General features: G+C 65.7%; 11 protein-coding genes and 1 tRNA gene. 1 reads left to right on the top strand and 11 read right to left on the bottom strand.

Going from position 1 to position 13204, the window contains the following annotated elements; all coding sequences use genetic code 11:
* Positions 1 to 15 precede the first annotated feature (15 nt).
* On the top strand, positions 16 to 336 hold the full coding sequence (locus tag CSC94_RS04405; RefSeq protein WP_099304222.1) for a 2Fe-2S iron-sulfur cluster-binding protein: 321 nt from the start codon (positions 16 to 18) through the stop codon (positions 334 to 336).
* Positions 337 to 457: 121 nt separating this feature from the next.
* On the opposite strand, the gene CSC94_RS04410 is transcribed toward CSC94_RS04405, so the two are convergent.
* The 11 genes from CSC94_RS04410 to CSC94_RS04460 all read right to left on the bottom strand — a co-directional run bounded on the left by CSC94_RS04410 (position 458) and on the right by CSC94_RS04460 (position 13075).
* On the bottom strand, positions 458 to 1222 hold the full coding sequence (locus CSC94_RS04410; RefSeq protein ID WP_165784315.1) for an SDR family NAD(P)-dependent oxidoreductase: 765 nt from the start codon (positions 1220 to 1222) through the stop codon (positions 458 to 460).
* A gap of 8 nt (positions 1223 to 1230) precedes the next feature.
* Entirely contained in the window at positions 1231 to 3240 is a 2010-nt protein-coding gene (locus CSC94_RS04415) for an acetoacetate--CoA ligase (protein ID WP_099305204.1), read from the bottom strand.
* Entirely contained in the window at positions 3237 to 4070 is an 834-nt protein-coding gene (locus CSC94_RS04420; RefSeq protein WP_099304226.1) for an HAD-IIA family hydrolase, read from the bottom strand. Before CSC94_RS04420 ends, CSC94_RS04415 begins: the two co-directional genes overlap by 4 nt.
* Entirely contained in the window at positions 4070 to 5530 is a 1461-nt protein-coding gene (locus CSC94_RS04425) for a biotin carboxyl carrier protein (RefSeq protein WP_099304228.1), read from the bottom strand. Before CSC94_RS04425 ends, CSC94_RS04420 begins: the two co-directional genes overlap by 1 nt.
* Positions 5527 to 6891: an acetyl-CoA carboxylase biotin carboxylase subunit gene (locus CSC94_RS04430; protein ID WP_099304230.1), complete on the bottom strand. Its 1365-nt coding sequence runs from the start codon at positions 6889 to 6891 to the stop codon at positions 5527 to 5529. Before CSC94_RS04430 ends, CSC94_RS04425 begins: the two co-directional genes overlap by 4 nt.
* Positions 6892 to 6907: 16 nt before the next feature.
* Complete coding sequence (gene accB, locus CSC94_RS04435) at positions 6908 to 7384, bottom strand: acetyl-CoA carboxylase biotin carboxyl carrier protein (RefSeq protein ID WP_099304232.1); 477 nt, start codon at positions 7382 to 7384, stop codon at positions 6908 to 6910.
* A gap of 308 nt (positions 7385 to 7692) precedes the next feature.
* Positions 7693 to 7768, bottom strand: a tRNA-Lys gene (locus CSC94_RS04440).
* 160 nt (positions 7769 to 7928) lie between these two features.
* Positions 7929 to 8759, bottom strand: coding sequence for a D-alanyl-D-alanine carboxypeptidase family protein (locus tag CSC94_RS04445; RefSeq protein WP_425356502.1), 831 nt, complete (start codon positions 8757 to 8759; stop codon positions 7929 to 7931).
* 98 nt (positions 8760 to 8857) lie between these two features.
* Entirely contained in the window at positions 8858 to 10804 is a 1947-nt protein-coding gene (locus CSC94_RS04450; RefSeq protein WP_165784316.1) for a DUF2207 domain-containing protein, read from the bottom strand.
* Between the two features lie 14 nt (positions 10805 to 10818).
* Positions 10819 to 11379, bottom strand: a complete 561-nt coding sequence (locus CSC94_RS04455; RefSeq protein ID WP_099304236.1) for a LemA family protein — start codon at positions 11377 to 11379, stop codon at positions 10819 to 10821.
* A gap of 67 nt (positions 11380 to 11446) precedes the next feature.
* Positions 11447 to 13075, bottom strand: coding sequence for a CTP synthase (locus CSC94_RS04460; RefSeq protein WP_099304238.1), 1629 nt, complete (start codon positions 13073 to 13075; stop codon positions 11447 to 11449).
* Positions 13076 to 13204: the final 129 nt, after the last annotated feature.

The raw sequence follows: 13204 nt of genomic DNA on the forward strand, positions 1-13204 counted from the left end.
CGAACAGGACAGCGCATGGTCAAGGTCACTTTCATTGAAGCCGACGGCAACCGCCACGACGTCGAAGCGAAGACCGGCGAGCCCCTCATGTACGCGGCCCGCGATGCCGGTGTCGCCGGGATCATCGCCGAATGCGGCGGTTCCGCCATGTGCGCCACCTGCCACTGCTACGTGATCGAGGCGGCCGAAGGCGCGCTGGCCGAACCGCGGCAGGACGAACTGGACACGATCGAGTTCATGGCGAACGAACCGCGCGACAACAGCCGGCTGCCATGCCAGGTCATCGTGACGCCCGACCTGGAAGGCGCCGTGTTCGAAGTGGCCACCGGACAATAGCAGGCGCGGTGCTCGCGACTTGCGCATTTCCGCTCGTCGCTGAATCAACCCAATGCTCTCATTCGTCGTTTTTCAAGCTGGTCCGGACCCGAAGCCGGTGTCCGGCTTTGCTGGAACTGCCCTAGCGGGCCAACACGCCGCCATCGATCACAAGGGTCGTCCCGGTGACGAAATCCGAAGCCGACGAGGCGAGGTAAAGGGTCGTCCCCATGATCTCGCCGGCGCCGGCAATCCTGCCCATGGGCGTATAGGCGGCGAACCGCCGTGCCGTGTCCTCGTCGCGCGGTCGCCCGGCCGTTCGGAAGAACCCCGGGCAGATGGCATTCACCTGGATGTTGTGCGCGGCGTATTCGAGGGCCAGTTCGCGGGTCAGGTTCACGACCGCGCCCTTGCTGGCACTGTAGGCCGGACGCGGGAAGAGGCCCGCCGGTCCGGCGAGCCCCCACATCGAGGCGACGGTGATCAGCTTGCCGGACCGTTGGGCGCTCATCTGCGCCAGCGCGGGACGGCAGGTGTTGAAGACGCCGTTCAGGTTGATGTCGATGACCGTCTGCCAGTCGGCCGGATCGGTCTCGTGCAGCACCGCGCCCGGGCGATCCGACACGCCGGCATTGGCGACCGCGATATCCAGCCTGCCATGTCTCGCGACGGTCCGGGCAATCGCATCGGCCAGGGCGTCGGCGTCACGCACGTCGCCGGCAAACGTTAGGGTCTCTGCGCCGATCATCGACACCGTTTCGGCAAGCGCGGCCGCATCCATGTCGAAACAGGCAAGCCGTGCACCATTGGCCGCAAGGACGAGCGCCATTTCGCGCCCCAGTCCGGCCCCGGCGCCGGTAACGAAAGCCACCCGGTTCTCGACGCTGAAAATGCTCGCAGCTTGCATGGATGGTGTCATCCCCTGTTGCGGCGTGCCGAGGCGAAATCGGCGAACCAGTCGAGGGCGGCAGGATTGCGCGTCGCATCCTTGCTCGCGACCTTGTGCAGCCGTTCACCGAGCAAGAGCTTGCGCACAGGCACTTCCATCTTCTTGCCCGTGAGCGTCATCGGGATTTCCGGAGCGACGACGATCTCGTCCGGAACGTGGCGTGGACTGCGCTCGCTACGCAAGCGGCGCACGATCTCCTTCTGCAGGTCGCCGGAGAACGCCTTGCCGGGTGCCATCTGGAGGAAGAGCGGCATGTAGTAGCCGCCGCCTTCCTCCTCGATGCAGACGATCAGGCTTTCGGCGATCTCCGGGAAGGTCTCGATGGTGCGGTAGATTTCCGCCGAACCGATCCGCACGCCGAACCGGTTCAGCGTGGCATCCGACCGTCCGAGCACGTAGGAGCCGCCGGTTTCGGTGAACCGCACCCGGTCGCCATGGCGCCAAATGCCGGGATAGACGTCGAAATAACTGTCGGTGTAGCGGGCAAAGTCCTCGTCGCCCCAGAAGAACAGCGGCATCGACGGCATGGGCTTGCGCACGACGAGTTCGCCGACTTCGCCGACGACCGGCCGGCCGTCCTCGTCGAAGGCGGCGGCGTCGCAGCCCAGCGCCGGGCACTGGATCTCGCCGGCCCGGGCCGGCAAGAGCACCGATCCGGCCAGCAGGCCGGAGCAGACCTCCGTGCCGCCGGATTGCGAGGTCGCATAGAGATCGGCGCCGACGGCATCCTGGATCCAGGCCAGTATCTCGGGCGTGGACGGCGAGCCGGTCAGGAACATCGATTTCAACGACGTGATGTCGAAATCCTCCCTCGGCCGGACGCCTTGCGCCCGCACGATCTGCATGAAGGTCGGCGAGACGCCGAAACTGGTGACGCGCGACCGTTCCATGATGCGCCACAGCGCGCCTGCATCGGGCCAGGTCGGGTGGCCATCGTAGAGCACCGCGCGGCCTCGCATCAGCGGACCGATCATCAGGGTGTTCCAGACCATCCAGCCGGTCGTGGAATAGCAGAAATAGGCGCCGCCGCGGGGCACATCGAGATGGAAGGCGGCAGACTTGCAGTGCTCGACGACGATGCCGTGATGACCCTGCACGATCGGCTTCGGCAGGCCCGTGGTGCCCGACGAGAAAAGGACCCAGAGCGGATGATCGGACGCCACGCGCGTGAACTCGAACGCATCGCGCGCAACCTCCGGGCCGTCCATCATGTCGTCCCATCCAAGCGTGGTACTGGCAAAGGCGGGACGCCCGGCGCCCGGCAGATAGTCGAGAACGACAAGGGTTTCCGCCGTTGGCAGGCGGGAAAGGATCTTTTCAAGGTCGCCGGTCCGGTCATAGTCCTTGCCGCCGTAGCGGTAGCCATTGACCGCCAGCACCAGCTTCGGCTCGATCTGGCTGAAACGGTCGATAACCGTCTGGGCACCGAACTCCGGGGCGGCCGAGGACCACGTCGCGCCGATGGCGGTTGCAGCCAGCATGGCGATCACGGTTTCCGGCAGGTTCGGCATGTAGGCGACCACGCGATCACCCGGTTCCAGGCCCATCGCGCGGAAACGGGTCGCCAGCTTGCGGACAGCGGCGCCGACCTCGGCCCAGGTCATCGAAGCCGGTTCGCGCAGCTCGCTCGAATGGTCGATCATGATCTCGCCATCGGCCGCCTCGCCCTCGTGGCGCAGCACGTGCTCGGCATAGTTCAGCCGCGTGCCCGTAAACCATCGGGTGCGCGGCATCGGATCGTCCGTCACGACGGATTCGATCCCGCCGTCGTGTATGATCTCGAACCAGTCCCAGACCGCCTGCCAGAAGCCGGCGATGTCCTCGACAGACCATTTCCAGAGGTCCATGTAGGTATCGAAGGCGTGACCGCGGCCCTTAAGCCAGGTCATGAAGGCGGTGATCTCGGCCGCCTCGCGGCGTTGCGCCGATGCCTCCCAGAGGATCTCGCCTTCCTTGACGACCCGCGGCGCGGTCACCGGAACCACTCCTGATCGGCGAATCCTTCCAGGCCCGGCAGCACCACCTGGGCACGATGGGATTCGGCCACCGCGTTGAAGGCCGCGGTGTCGTTCAGGCCCGTGGTCACGCCGACGGCGAGCGCGCCGGCTTCGCGCGCCATCCGGATCTCGAGACCCGGATCGTCACCGACGACCACCATTTCCTGCGGCGCCACGCCGGTCAGGTCGGTGATCATCGCGAGACCATTCGTGGACGGCTTGCCAAAGACGGTCGCCCTGGCGCCGGTGGTGTATTCGATCATGGCCGCGACAGCACCGGAAATGCCCAGCATGCGGCCCTTGGAGGAGGCAAAGAACGGCGCGACGGAGGCAGCGAAGACAGGCACGTTCTTGTCCCAGATGAGGGAGCAGATCGCCTCGACATCCTTGTTGGTGAATTCCCGGCACCAGCCGAGCATGATCGCCTCCACACCGGCCGCATCCTCCTGCGGCAGGACGACCTCGATACCGGCATCGCTGATCGGCACGCGCGTGCCTTCCGCTCCCATCACCATCACACGGCCAAAGCCACGGCTTTTCAGTTCGTGGGCGGCGACAGCGGCCGGTGTCAGGATATGACCCGCGTCGAGGACAAGGCCCGCGTCGGCCAGCAGCGGGTAATAATGCGCCGGCGGGAAAAACGTGCCGTTCGTGTAGGCGACCGCCGGCCGTCCCATGGCCTTGCAGGCATCCAGGGCGGCGACCGCACCCGGCAGGGCTTCGTAGGTGCCCTTTTCCTTGTCCATCATGGCCAGCGTGCCGTCGATATCGAAGACCGCGGCGCGGATCGGGTGCGTGTGCATCATCATCAGCCGTTCAGTTCGAGTTTGAGACCGGGTTTGGCAATCTTCACCGAGGAAATGTCCTTTCGCGCGGCCAGTTCGCGAATGAGATTCATCACAGGCCGTGTTCCCGGGTGATACCCGCGACGTGCTGGCCCTGCCGCGACCATGGCATCGACCTGGTCGGCCGGCATGACGGCGCGCAGGAGGAATTCCTCGTCGCTATAGCCTCTGCCGATCCGGGCGCGCAACTCGTCCAGGGAGGCCATCTTCGCCTCGCTCTCCAGTGCCCGCGCCCTCTTGGACGAGCGGATCCGGTCTTCGACGTCCTTGTCCATCGGCATGGCAGGGGTGCCGAAGCGCCCGAGGACATATCGCGTCACCTCGTCGGGCACCGTCTCGTAGCGCTCCTTGCCGGTAACGTTGAGCATCGCCTGCGTGGCCACCAGCTGGCTGAACGGCGTGACCATGATCGGATAGCCGAATTCGGCGCGCACCCGGACGACCTCTTCAAGCACTTGCGGCAGCAAGTGCCCGCGTCCGGTTTCACGCAATTGCCGCGTCAAGGTTCCCATCACGCCGCCCGGGATCTGGTGGCGGAAGTAGCCGCGGTCGTAATCGCCCGGGCCGCGATGCGACAGCCCCTCCGCGCCGGCCAGCGCCGTGAAATAGGCATCCATTTCGCGCACGGCCTCGTCATCGACATCCACGGTATGGCCGAGGTCGCGCAGGTTGGCGATGGTCGGCGCCATGGCCGGCTGGCCCGTTCCATTGGCCGCGGAGGACGAGGAGGTATGGAGGCAGGGCACGCCGGCATCGGCCGCGGCGAGGTAGGAAAAGGACGCCAGCCCGATTGTCGTGTGCGAGTGGAACTCGAGGGGCACCGGACCGGCCGCCGTCAAGAGCGCCGGGAACAACGTTGCCGCCCGGTCCGGCGAAATCAGCCCGCCCGGATCCTTGACGTAGAGCTTGTCGAACCTGCCCGTCGCGCAAAGTTCGCGCGTCTTCTGCACCCAGTGGGCATCGTCGTGCAACGGCGACAGGGTGAAGGTCAGCGCCGCCACGATCTGCTCGCCGCCGGCCTTGCGCGTGATATCGGCCATGTTCAGCATGGCGGGCGTGTTGTTCATAGGGTCCATGACCGCGAACCGGCGAATGCCGTTCTTGACCAGGAGGCGAAAGGCGAACTCCATCAGTTCCTCGCTCGCCACTTCCCAGGAGATGAACCGCATGCCGGTGGTCAGGAAGCTCAGCGGCGTCTCCGGCGTCGCCTCGCGGAACAGCCTGAGGCGTTCCCAGGGGTCCTCCTTCTTGAACCGGACGGCGACCGCCATGTGCGTCGACGTGGTGAAGTCGATCGCCTCGAAGCCGATCCGCTCCATCACCGGGGCGATCTGCAGCATCATCCCGGTATCCAGGCCGGTTGCTCCCCAGTTCGACTGGTTGCCGTCACGCACGGTGGTATCGATGAGTGAGACCCGGCTCATGCGGCCTTCTCCTTGTGGAAGCGGTTCAGGAATGCCGGCAGGAAGGCAGTGTCGACGCCGCCGTCGACGAACTGGGTGTTCGCCATGATCGCGGCATGCAGATCCCTGTTGGTGGTGATACCGTCGATCCGGCAGACGGCGAGCGCCGTGCGCATGGCGGCGATGGCGCCGGAACGGCTGTTGCCGTGCGTGATCAGCTTGGCAACCATGGAATCGTAGAACGGCGGGATCATCGCGCCGGTTTCGATATGCGTATCCACCCGAAGGCCGGGCAGGAAGGGGAACCACGCCTCGCTCACACGGCCGGGACTCGGCATGAAGCCATTGTCCGGGTCCTCGGCATTGAGCCGGCACTCGATGGCGTGACCGGAGATCACGATATCGTCCTGGGCGAGGTCGAGCGCCCTGCCCTCGGCAATGGCGATCTGCAGCGCAACGAGGTCGAGTCCCGTTACAGCCTCGGTGACCGGGTGTTCCACCTGGATGCGGGCATTCATCTCGAGGAAATAGAACTCCCCGCGTTCGACATCGACAAGAAACTCGACCGTGCCGAGCGAGCGGTACCGGATATGGCGGGCGAAGGCGACGGCGGCGGCCAGAAGGTCGTTGCGAAGCCTTTCCGGCAGGTTCGGCGCCGGCGCTTCCTCGACAACCTTCTGGTAGCGCCGCTGGACCGAGCAGTCGCGCTCCCCGGCGTGCAACACGGTTTGCCCGTCCGATATGATCTGGACCTCGACGTGGCGGCCGACCGTGACGTATCGCTCCAGGTAGACGCGGCCGTCGCCAAAGGCGGATGTCGCCTCGGCAATGGCCATGTCCAGCATGGCCGGCAGGTCTTCGGCGCGGTCGACCCGCTTCATGCCCTTGCCGCCACCGCCGGCCACCGCCTTGATCAGCATGGGATAGCCGACGAGGTCGGCGATGACGAGCGCTTCCTCGACCGTTTCCGCCGATCCGCCCGGCACCAGGGGCACCCCGGCCTGCTCGGCATGCGTTCGCGCCGTCAGCTTGTCGCCGACCGCGTCCAGGTTGGCGACATCGGGACCGATGAAGATCAGATCATGGTCGGCGCAGGCCTGGGCCAGCGCCCGGTTTTCGGACAGAAAACCGTAGCCCGGATGGATGGCATCGCAGCCAGTGGCCTTCGCCGCCTCGACCACGGTGCCGACCCGCAGGTAGCTTTGCGCCGACGGTGCGGGTCCCAGGCAGACAGCACGGTCGGCCAGATTCGCACCCAGCGAGGCCCGGTCGGCCTCCGAAACGCCAAGCACGGTCTCGATACCGAGGGCGCGGCAGGTCCGGATCACGCGAACGGCGATCTCGCCCCGGTTTGCGATGAAGATACGCTTGATCGTGGCCATGCCGCGCTCCGCCGGATCAGGCCGCCTGAACGCGGATCAGCGCCTGGCCGTGTTCGACGAGCTGGCCATCCTGGGCGACGATCTCGGTGACCGTGCCGGCAACGCCGGCGGTGACCGAGTTCATCAGCTTCATGACCTCGATGATGCCGATCACCGTATCGGCGGTGACCCGGTCGCCGACCCTGATGAACGGATCGGCGCCCGGCTTCGGCGCACGGTAGAAGGTGCCAAGCAGCGGCGCGGGGATTTCCGATCCGCCACCGGATGCCGTCACGGGGGCGGCAACCGCCTCCGGCGCCTTGCGGGCCGGCGCGACCGCCGGCGCACCGGCGGCAAGGGCATCGGCCGGTTCCGCAGGAGCGCCATGGGCCGGTACCGCGCCACGACGGATTTCCAGCTTGAGGTCGCCCATCTCGAGCTTCAGCTCGTTGAAGTTCGACCCATCGATCAGGCGCAGAATGTCGTCGATGTCCTTTTGCGAAAGTTCGGCCATCGCCGGGCTCCTCCTCTGTGCCGGGTGGCGCGGTCAGGCCGCGCCCAATACCCTTCGGCCATCCGTCGAACGCGGTGGCGCCTCCGAACAACAGGCTAGGTTAGCGCTCATGGGGCGTTCAATTCTTGACGGGTAAAAATTTCACAGGGTGAAACATCTGCGTGCTGCTTCGCTGGCGACCCTTGTCTCTCCAAACAGGGACGGGATCCGGGATTCACGGCCAGGGCACCGCAGTAGTCGGCACCAATCCGGACCGCCCTGCCTCACCAATGGAAGCAGGTCGAAAGCGCTGGACGGTCTGGTTTTCTTGGTGAGCGCGCAGGGGTTCGAACCCTGGACCTACTGATTAAAAGTCAGTTGCTCTACCAGCTGAGCTACGCGCTCCCCACGGCTGGCCGAACCGGCCCCCGGAAAGTGGCCGGACCATATTGAGAGGCCGCCGGGGGGTCAATACAAAAAACCCGCAATAACCGACAAAATCCAAGGCATGCGGGGCTTTGACCCACGCCCGGCCCCGGCCATCGAGGCCACCGATCCCGCGCCGTCACTTCGCGTAGGCGGCAATCAGCTGGCGTACACGGGTATCCCGCTCGCGGCCGCTGTCGCCGCCCATGACGACGACGATGAAACGCTTGCCGCGACGGGTGACCGAGGTGACGATGTTGAAGCCCGAGGCGCGGATGTAGCCGGTCTTGATGCCGTCGACGCCGGGATCACCCAGGAGCCGGTTGTGGCCACGGATCGTCCGGCCGTTGTAGCTGAACTGCGTCATGTCGAAGTAGCCGAAGTATTGCGGAAACCGCTTGCGCAGCAGGATGCCGAGGCGGGCCATGTCGCGGGCCGTGGTGACCTGCGCGTTGTCGGGCAGGCCGGAGGCATTGCGAAACCGCGTCCGGCTCATGCCGAGCGCCTGGGCCTTCGCCGTCATGACGGTCGCGAAGGCGCTTTCCGAGCCGGCCAGCGCTTCGCCCACGGCCGCGGCGACGTCATTGGCCGACTTGATGGCCAGGGCGCGGATGGCGGTATCGACCGGCAGGTCGTCGCCCGCCTTCAGCCCGAGCTTCGAGGGCGGCTGGCGGGCGGCATGGGCGGAAACCGGAATCGTTCCGTCCCGCGAAACCCTGCCGCTCTCGATCGCCTCGAACAGGAGGTAAAGCGTCATCATCTTGGTGAGCGACGCCGGGAAACGCGGCGTGTCCGCGGCCTCGGCAAAGACCTCGTTGCCGGTATCGGCGTTGACGACCAGGGCTGAATACTTGCCTGAAAGCGGCGCGAACTCGACGACATCGACGCCCTGGCAGGCCGACAGGACCACCATGGCCAGCAATGTCAGCAGTGCGGGCAGGCGCCGGGCGAACTTGAATGATGCTTGCAAGGGTATCCCCACCGGTCCCCGTTGGAATTGCACCGCCCCTGCCCCGGAAACGGCCGTTGCCGGAGTCATATCCTGCCGGCGGGCGGCCTTCAAGACGGCTACCAGCCGCCTCCTCCCCCGCCGCCGCCACCGCCGCCGGAAAACCCGCCGCTACCGCCGGAAAATCCCGACGAGGAGGATTTCGGCGCCGGGATGGACGCCGCCAGGCTCGATTCGAGCCCCGCGGTGACATGGCCGATCGACCTGCCGAAATCATCGGCGTTGAACGAATGGCCGGAATACCAGCGCGGCCCGTAGTAGCCCACGGCGGCAGCCGTTCCCGCCGCGGCGGCCGTCACCAGCCAGGTCTGGAAAGCCTGCGTCCACGGTTTTTCGAGCCGCAGGGCCACGGCATAGGGCAAGAGGGTCTCGTAGTGCTCGGGCGACATGGCCGGCGCGCCCTTGAGGTTCATGCGGTCCGATTCGGCAAGCCGGATATAGGTCTTCAGTCCCTCGATGCCGTCCATCATGCGGCGCCCGAGCGGTGTCGGCGCGCCCATCAGCACGTAGAAGAGCCCGTTGAGGACCGCCAGCGCCAGCAGGCCGCCCGCCAGCAAGGGCAACCGGTCCTCGACGATGGAGGAGACCAGGCCACCGCCAAAGGAGAACAGCATCACCAGGACGAGACCGGAGGTCCAGACGGCCTTGATCTTGCCTGCCAGGCCGGAACTGAAATCGCGCGCCACGTTGGCAATGACAACCGTGGCGATGACCGAGGCAATGCCGAGGAACGCCACGAGCGCGATTTCCTCCTCGGCGAGATTGCCGAGCAAAATGGTGACGCCAAGCACGACGACCGACAGCGCGATGCCACCGACGACCCAACCGAGGTTGCGGATGTAGAAGGCGTTGCGGTGCTCGCGCTCCATGGCGGCGGAAAACGAACTCTGCATGGTCTTGACCCGCGGACCGTCGGCCTTCGCCAGCCTGAGACGGCCACCGCCGCCGCGCACGCTCTTCAGCAGTGCCGCCTCGCCCACCGGGAGGGAAAGCGGCGGCGGTTTGCCATCCTCCAGCACGATGGTCGTCTTGTCGCCGACATCCTCGAGGCGGACGTGCCCCTTGACGGCGAGGTTGAGGATGCCGGCGGCGATGGCGCCCCATCCACCCCCGGCCAGCCCCTTGCGGTCGATGTAGCTGGTCAGCGCCGGCGAAATGCCTTCCGGCGCATCCCAGCGCGGCACGATGACGCCGGCGGGAAGGTCGCGGCCGACGCGCCACCAGCCGAAAAGGTAATAGGCCAGCACCAGCATCAGCCCGCTGCCGAGCACCACGAGATCCCGGTTCTCGCGCACCCAGTAGCCCAGTTCGTCAACCTGGGTCGGTTGCGGCACCAGCTCCTTGGCGAACCCGACCCCGACCGTCATGCCTTCGCGCGGACGCAGGGGCCGCGTGGACCGGAACTCGACCGTATTCCGGTCGGCGGACACCTGGGCCAGGGCATTGTTCGCGGTCGAGCCATAAGCGCCGGTGTAGGATACGGTATCGTCGATCTTCCCGCCCGGCGGCAGGGTGACGGTGGCCCGCACGTCCTGGATGTCGAAGTCCCAGCCGTTGCCGGTGACGTTCCAGAGCAGTTCGTCGTGGTCGTCGAAGAAGCGGATCTGGCGGTCCGTGGTATAGGCGATCTCGTATTCATAGAAGCCGGGATCGAGGAAGACATTGGCATCGCCGATGTAGACGCGCGCGATCTTGCGGTTGCGCTCGATATGATAGGGCTCCGGCCGGCCGCCACGCTTGACCGAGGTGACGGTGAAACCGACCTGGTGCAGGCGGCCATCGGGCCCCTCGAACTGCAAGGGAAAATCACGGTAGATGCCGCGGCGGATCTGCCGCCCCTCGGCGTGGACGCGGATATCTTCGCGCACGGCGAGTGTTCCATCCTGGCCGATCGTCACGGCCGAGCGGAACTGGGAGATGAATTCCTCGGCACTGGCCGGCGCGGCATTGGCCCATGCGGCGGCCAGGAGGAGGAGAAGCGCGACGGACCGCACGGCGCCAGCCATCGGAGATGCCCCTCTCATTTGTCGAAGCTGACCTCCGGCACGGCGCGATCGGACGCGTTCTCGATCTCGAAATAATCAGCCATGCCGAACTTGAACGTGCTGGCGACGAGGTTGGAGGGAAAGCTTTCCACGCGGACGTTCAGGTCGCGGGCCGCGCCGTTGTAGTAACGGCGCGCCATCTGCAACTCGCCCTCGATCTTGTCGAGCGTGCCCTGGAGATCGCGGAAATTCTCGTTCGCCTTGAGGTCGGGATAGGCCTCGGCCACGGCCATCAGGCGACCGAGGGCCTGCGACAGCATGCCTTCGGCGGCCGCCCTTCCCGCGACGTCATCGGCCGGGACCGACTGCGCCCTGGTGCGCATCTCGGTCACGCGCTGCAGCGTTTCCTGCTCATGCGCGGCGTAGCCCTTCACCGTGTTGACGATGTTGGGGATCAGGTCGGCGCGGCGCTTGAGCTGCACGTCAATGCCGGACCAAGCCTCGCGCACCATCTGGCGCGCCTTGACGAGGCCGTTGTAGGTCATGACCGCATAGAGCGCGAGCACGACGAGAATGCCAATGCCGATCAGGTCCATACCGATTCCCCCTGTTCAAACCGGGCGAATGGTAACACCGCTTCGTGACAGTGTCGCGTGACGGCTGCTACACGAGGCGGCTTTGTTCCACCGCCGCGGTGATGAAGCTGGCGAAGAGCGGATGGGGCTCGAAGGGCCGTGACTTGAGTTCGGGGTGGTACTGCACGCCGATGAACCAGGGATGGTCGGCATATTCGACCGTTTCCGGCAGAACGCCGTCCGGCGATAGGCCCGAGAAGACCAGCCCGCAGGATTCCAGCCGCTCCATGTAGTCGACGTTGACCTCGTAGCGGTGGCGGTGACGTTCGGAAATGGCGGTGGAGCCGTAGATGCCGGCGATCCGCGTGCCTTCCTTCAGCTTCGCCGGATAGGCGCCGAGACGCATGGTTCCGCCAAGATCGCCGGAGGACTTGCGCTTTTCCAGCATGTTGCCCTTCAGCCATTCGGTCATTAGGCCGACGACCGGCTCGTTGGTGGGGCCGAACTCGGTGGACGACGCCTTGCCGATGCCCGCGAGCGACCGGGCGGCCTCGATGCAGGCCATCTGCATGCCGAAACAGATGCCGAAATAGGGCACCTTGCGCTCGCGCGCGAACTTGGCCGCGAGGATCTTGCCTTCCGCACCGCGCTCGCCGAAGCCGCCGGGAACGAGGATGCCGTGGACCTTTTCCAGCCAGGGCGCGGGATCTTCCTTCTCGAAGATTTCCGCTTCGATCCACTCCAGCTTGACGCGGACACGGTTGGCCATGCCGCCGTGCGCCAGCGCCTCGATGAGCGACTTGTAGGCGTCCTTGAGGCCGGTGTACTTGCCGACGACGGCAATGGTCACCTCGCCTTCCGGGTTGTGAATCCGGTCGGAGACCTCCTGCCAGCGCTCCATGCGCGGCTTGGGCGCAGGGTCGATGCCGAAGGCGGACAGCACTTCGCCGTCGAGACCCTCGGCGTGATAGGCAATCGGTACATCGTAGATGTTGGCGACGTCGAGCGCCTGGATGACGGCGCTTTCCCGCACGTTGCAGAACAGCGACAGCTTGCGGCGCTCTTCCGACGGGACCGGCCGGTCGGCACGCACCAGCAGGATGTCCGGCGCGATGCCGATGGAGCGCAGTTCCTTGACGGAATGCTGCGTCGGCTTGGTCTTCAGTTCGCCCGCCGCCGGGATATAGGGCATGAGCGTCAGGTGGATGTAGATCGCCTGGCCGCGCGGCAGGTCGTTGCCGAGCTGGCGGATCGCTTCCAGGAAGGGCATCGCCTCGATGTCGCCGACCGTGCCGCCGATCTCGCACAGGACGAAATCGTAGTCGTCGTTGCCCTCGATGACGAAATCCTTGATCTCGTTCGTCACGTGCGGGATGACCTGGACGGTGGCGCCGAGGTAGTCGCCGCGCCGTTCCTTGTCGATGATGTTCTTGTAGATGCGGCCGGTGGTGATGTTGTCCTGCTGGTTCGCAGACCGGCCGGTAAACCGCTCGTAGTGGCCGAGATCGAGGTCGGTTTCCGCCCCGTCGTCGGTCACAAAGACTTCGCCATGCTGATAGGGCGACATCGTGCCCGGATCAACGTTGAGATAGGGGTCGAGTTTCCTGATCCGCACACGGTAGCCACGCGCCTGAAGCAGTGCGCCCAGCGCTGCCGCAGCGATGCCTTTGCCGAGGGAGGAAACCACGCCGCCAGTGATAAAAACATATCGCGCCATGGGATTGGAGGGTTATCGCGATGGAGCCGATTCCGCCAGTCAAAAAATTCCCGATCCTGAAATTTTCCACCTGTCTTGTCGGCCTGCCGGGCAAACAAAAAGGCCGGCGCAGCGGCCGGCCTTTCAAGG

Origin of the sequence: Zhengella mangrovi (assembly GCF_002727065.1) — a bacterium.
Classification (GTDB): domain Bacteria; phylum Pseudomonadota; class Alphaproteobacteria; order Rhizobiales; family Rhizobiaceae; genus Zhengella; species Zhengella mangrovi.

Coding starts and splice junctions, on each gene's coding strand:
- CSC94_RS04425 (WP_099304228.1), bottom strand. CDS start 5,530: ATGAGCCGGGTCTCACTCATCGATACCACCGTGCGTGACGGCAACCAG.
- CSC94_RS04460 (WP_099304238.1), bottom strand. CDS start 13,075: ATGGCGCGATATGTTTTTATCACTGGCGGCGTGGTTTCCTCCCTCGGC.
- CSC94_RS04405 (WP_099304222.1), top strand. CDS start 16: ATGGTCAAGGTCACTTTCATTGAAGCCGACGGCAACCGCCACGACGTC.
- CSC94_RS04410 (WP_165784315.1), bottom strand. CDS start 1,222: ATGCAAGCTGCGAGCATTTTCAGCGTCGAGAACCGGGTGGCTTTCGTT.
- CSC94_RS04455 (WP_099304236.1), bottom strand. CDS start 11,379: ATGGACCTGATCGGCATTGGCATTCTCGTCGTGCTCGCGCTCTATGCG.
- CSC94_RS04450 (WP_165784316.1), bottom strand. CDS start 10,804: ATGGCTGGCGCCGTGCGGTCCGTCGCGCTTCTCCTCCTCCTGGCCGCC.
- CSC94_RS04430 (WP_099304230.1), bottom strand. CDS start 6,891: ATGGCCACGATCAAGCGTATCTTCATCGCAAACCGGGGCGAGATCGCC.
- accB (WP_099304232.1), bottom strand. CDS start 7,384: ATGGCCGAACTTTCGCAAAAGGACATCGACGACATTCTGCGCCTGATC.
- CSC94_RS04420 (WP_099304226.1), bottom strand. CDS start 4,070: ATGATGATGCACACGCACCCGATCCGCGCCGCGGTCTTCGATATCGAC.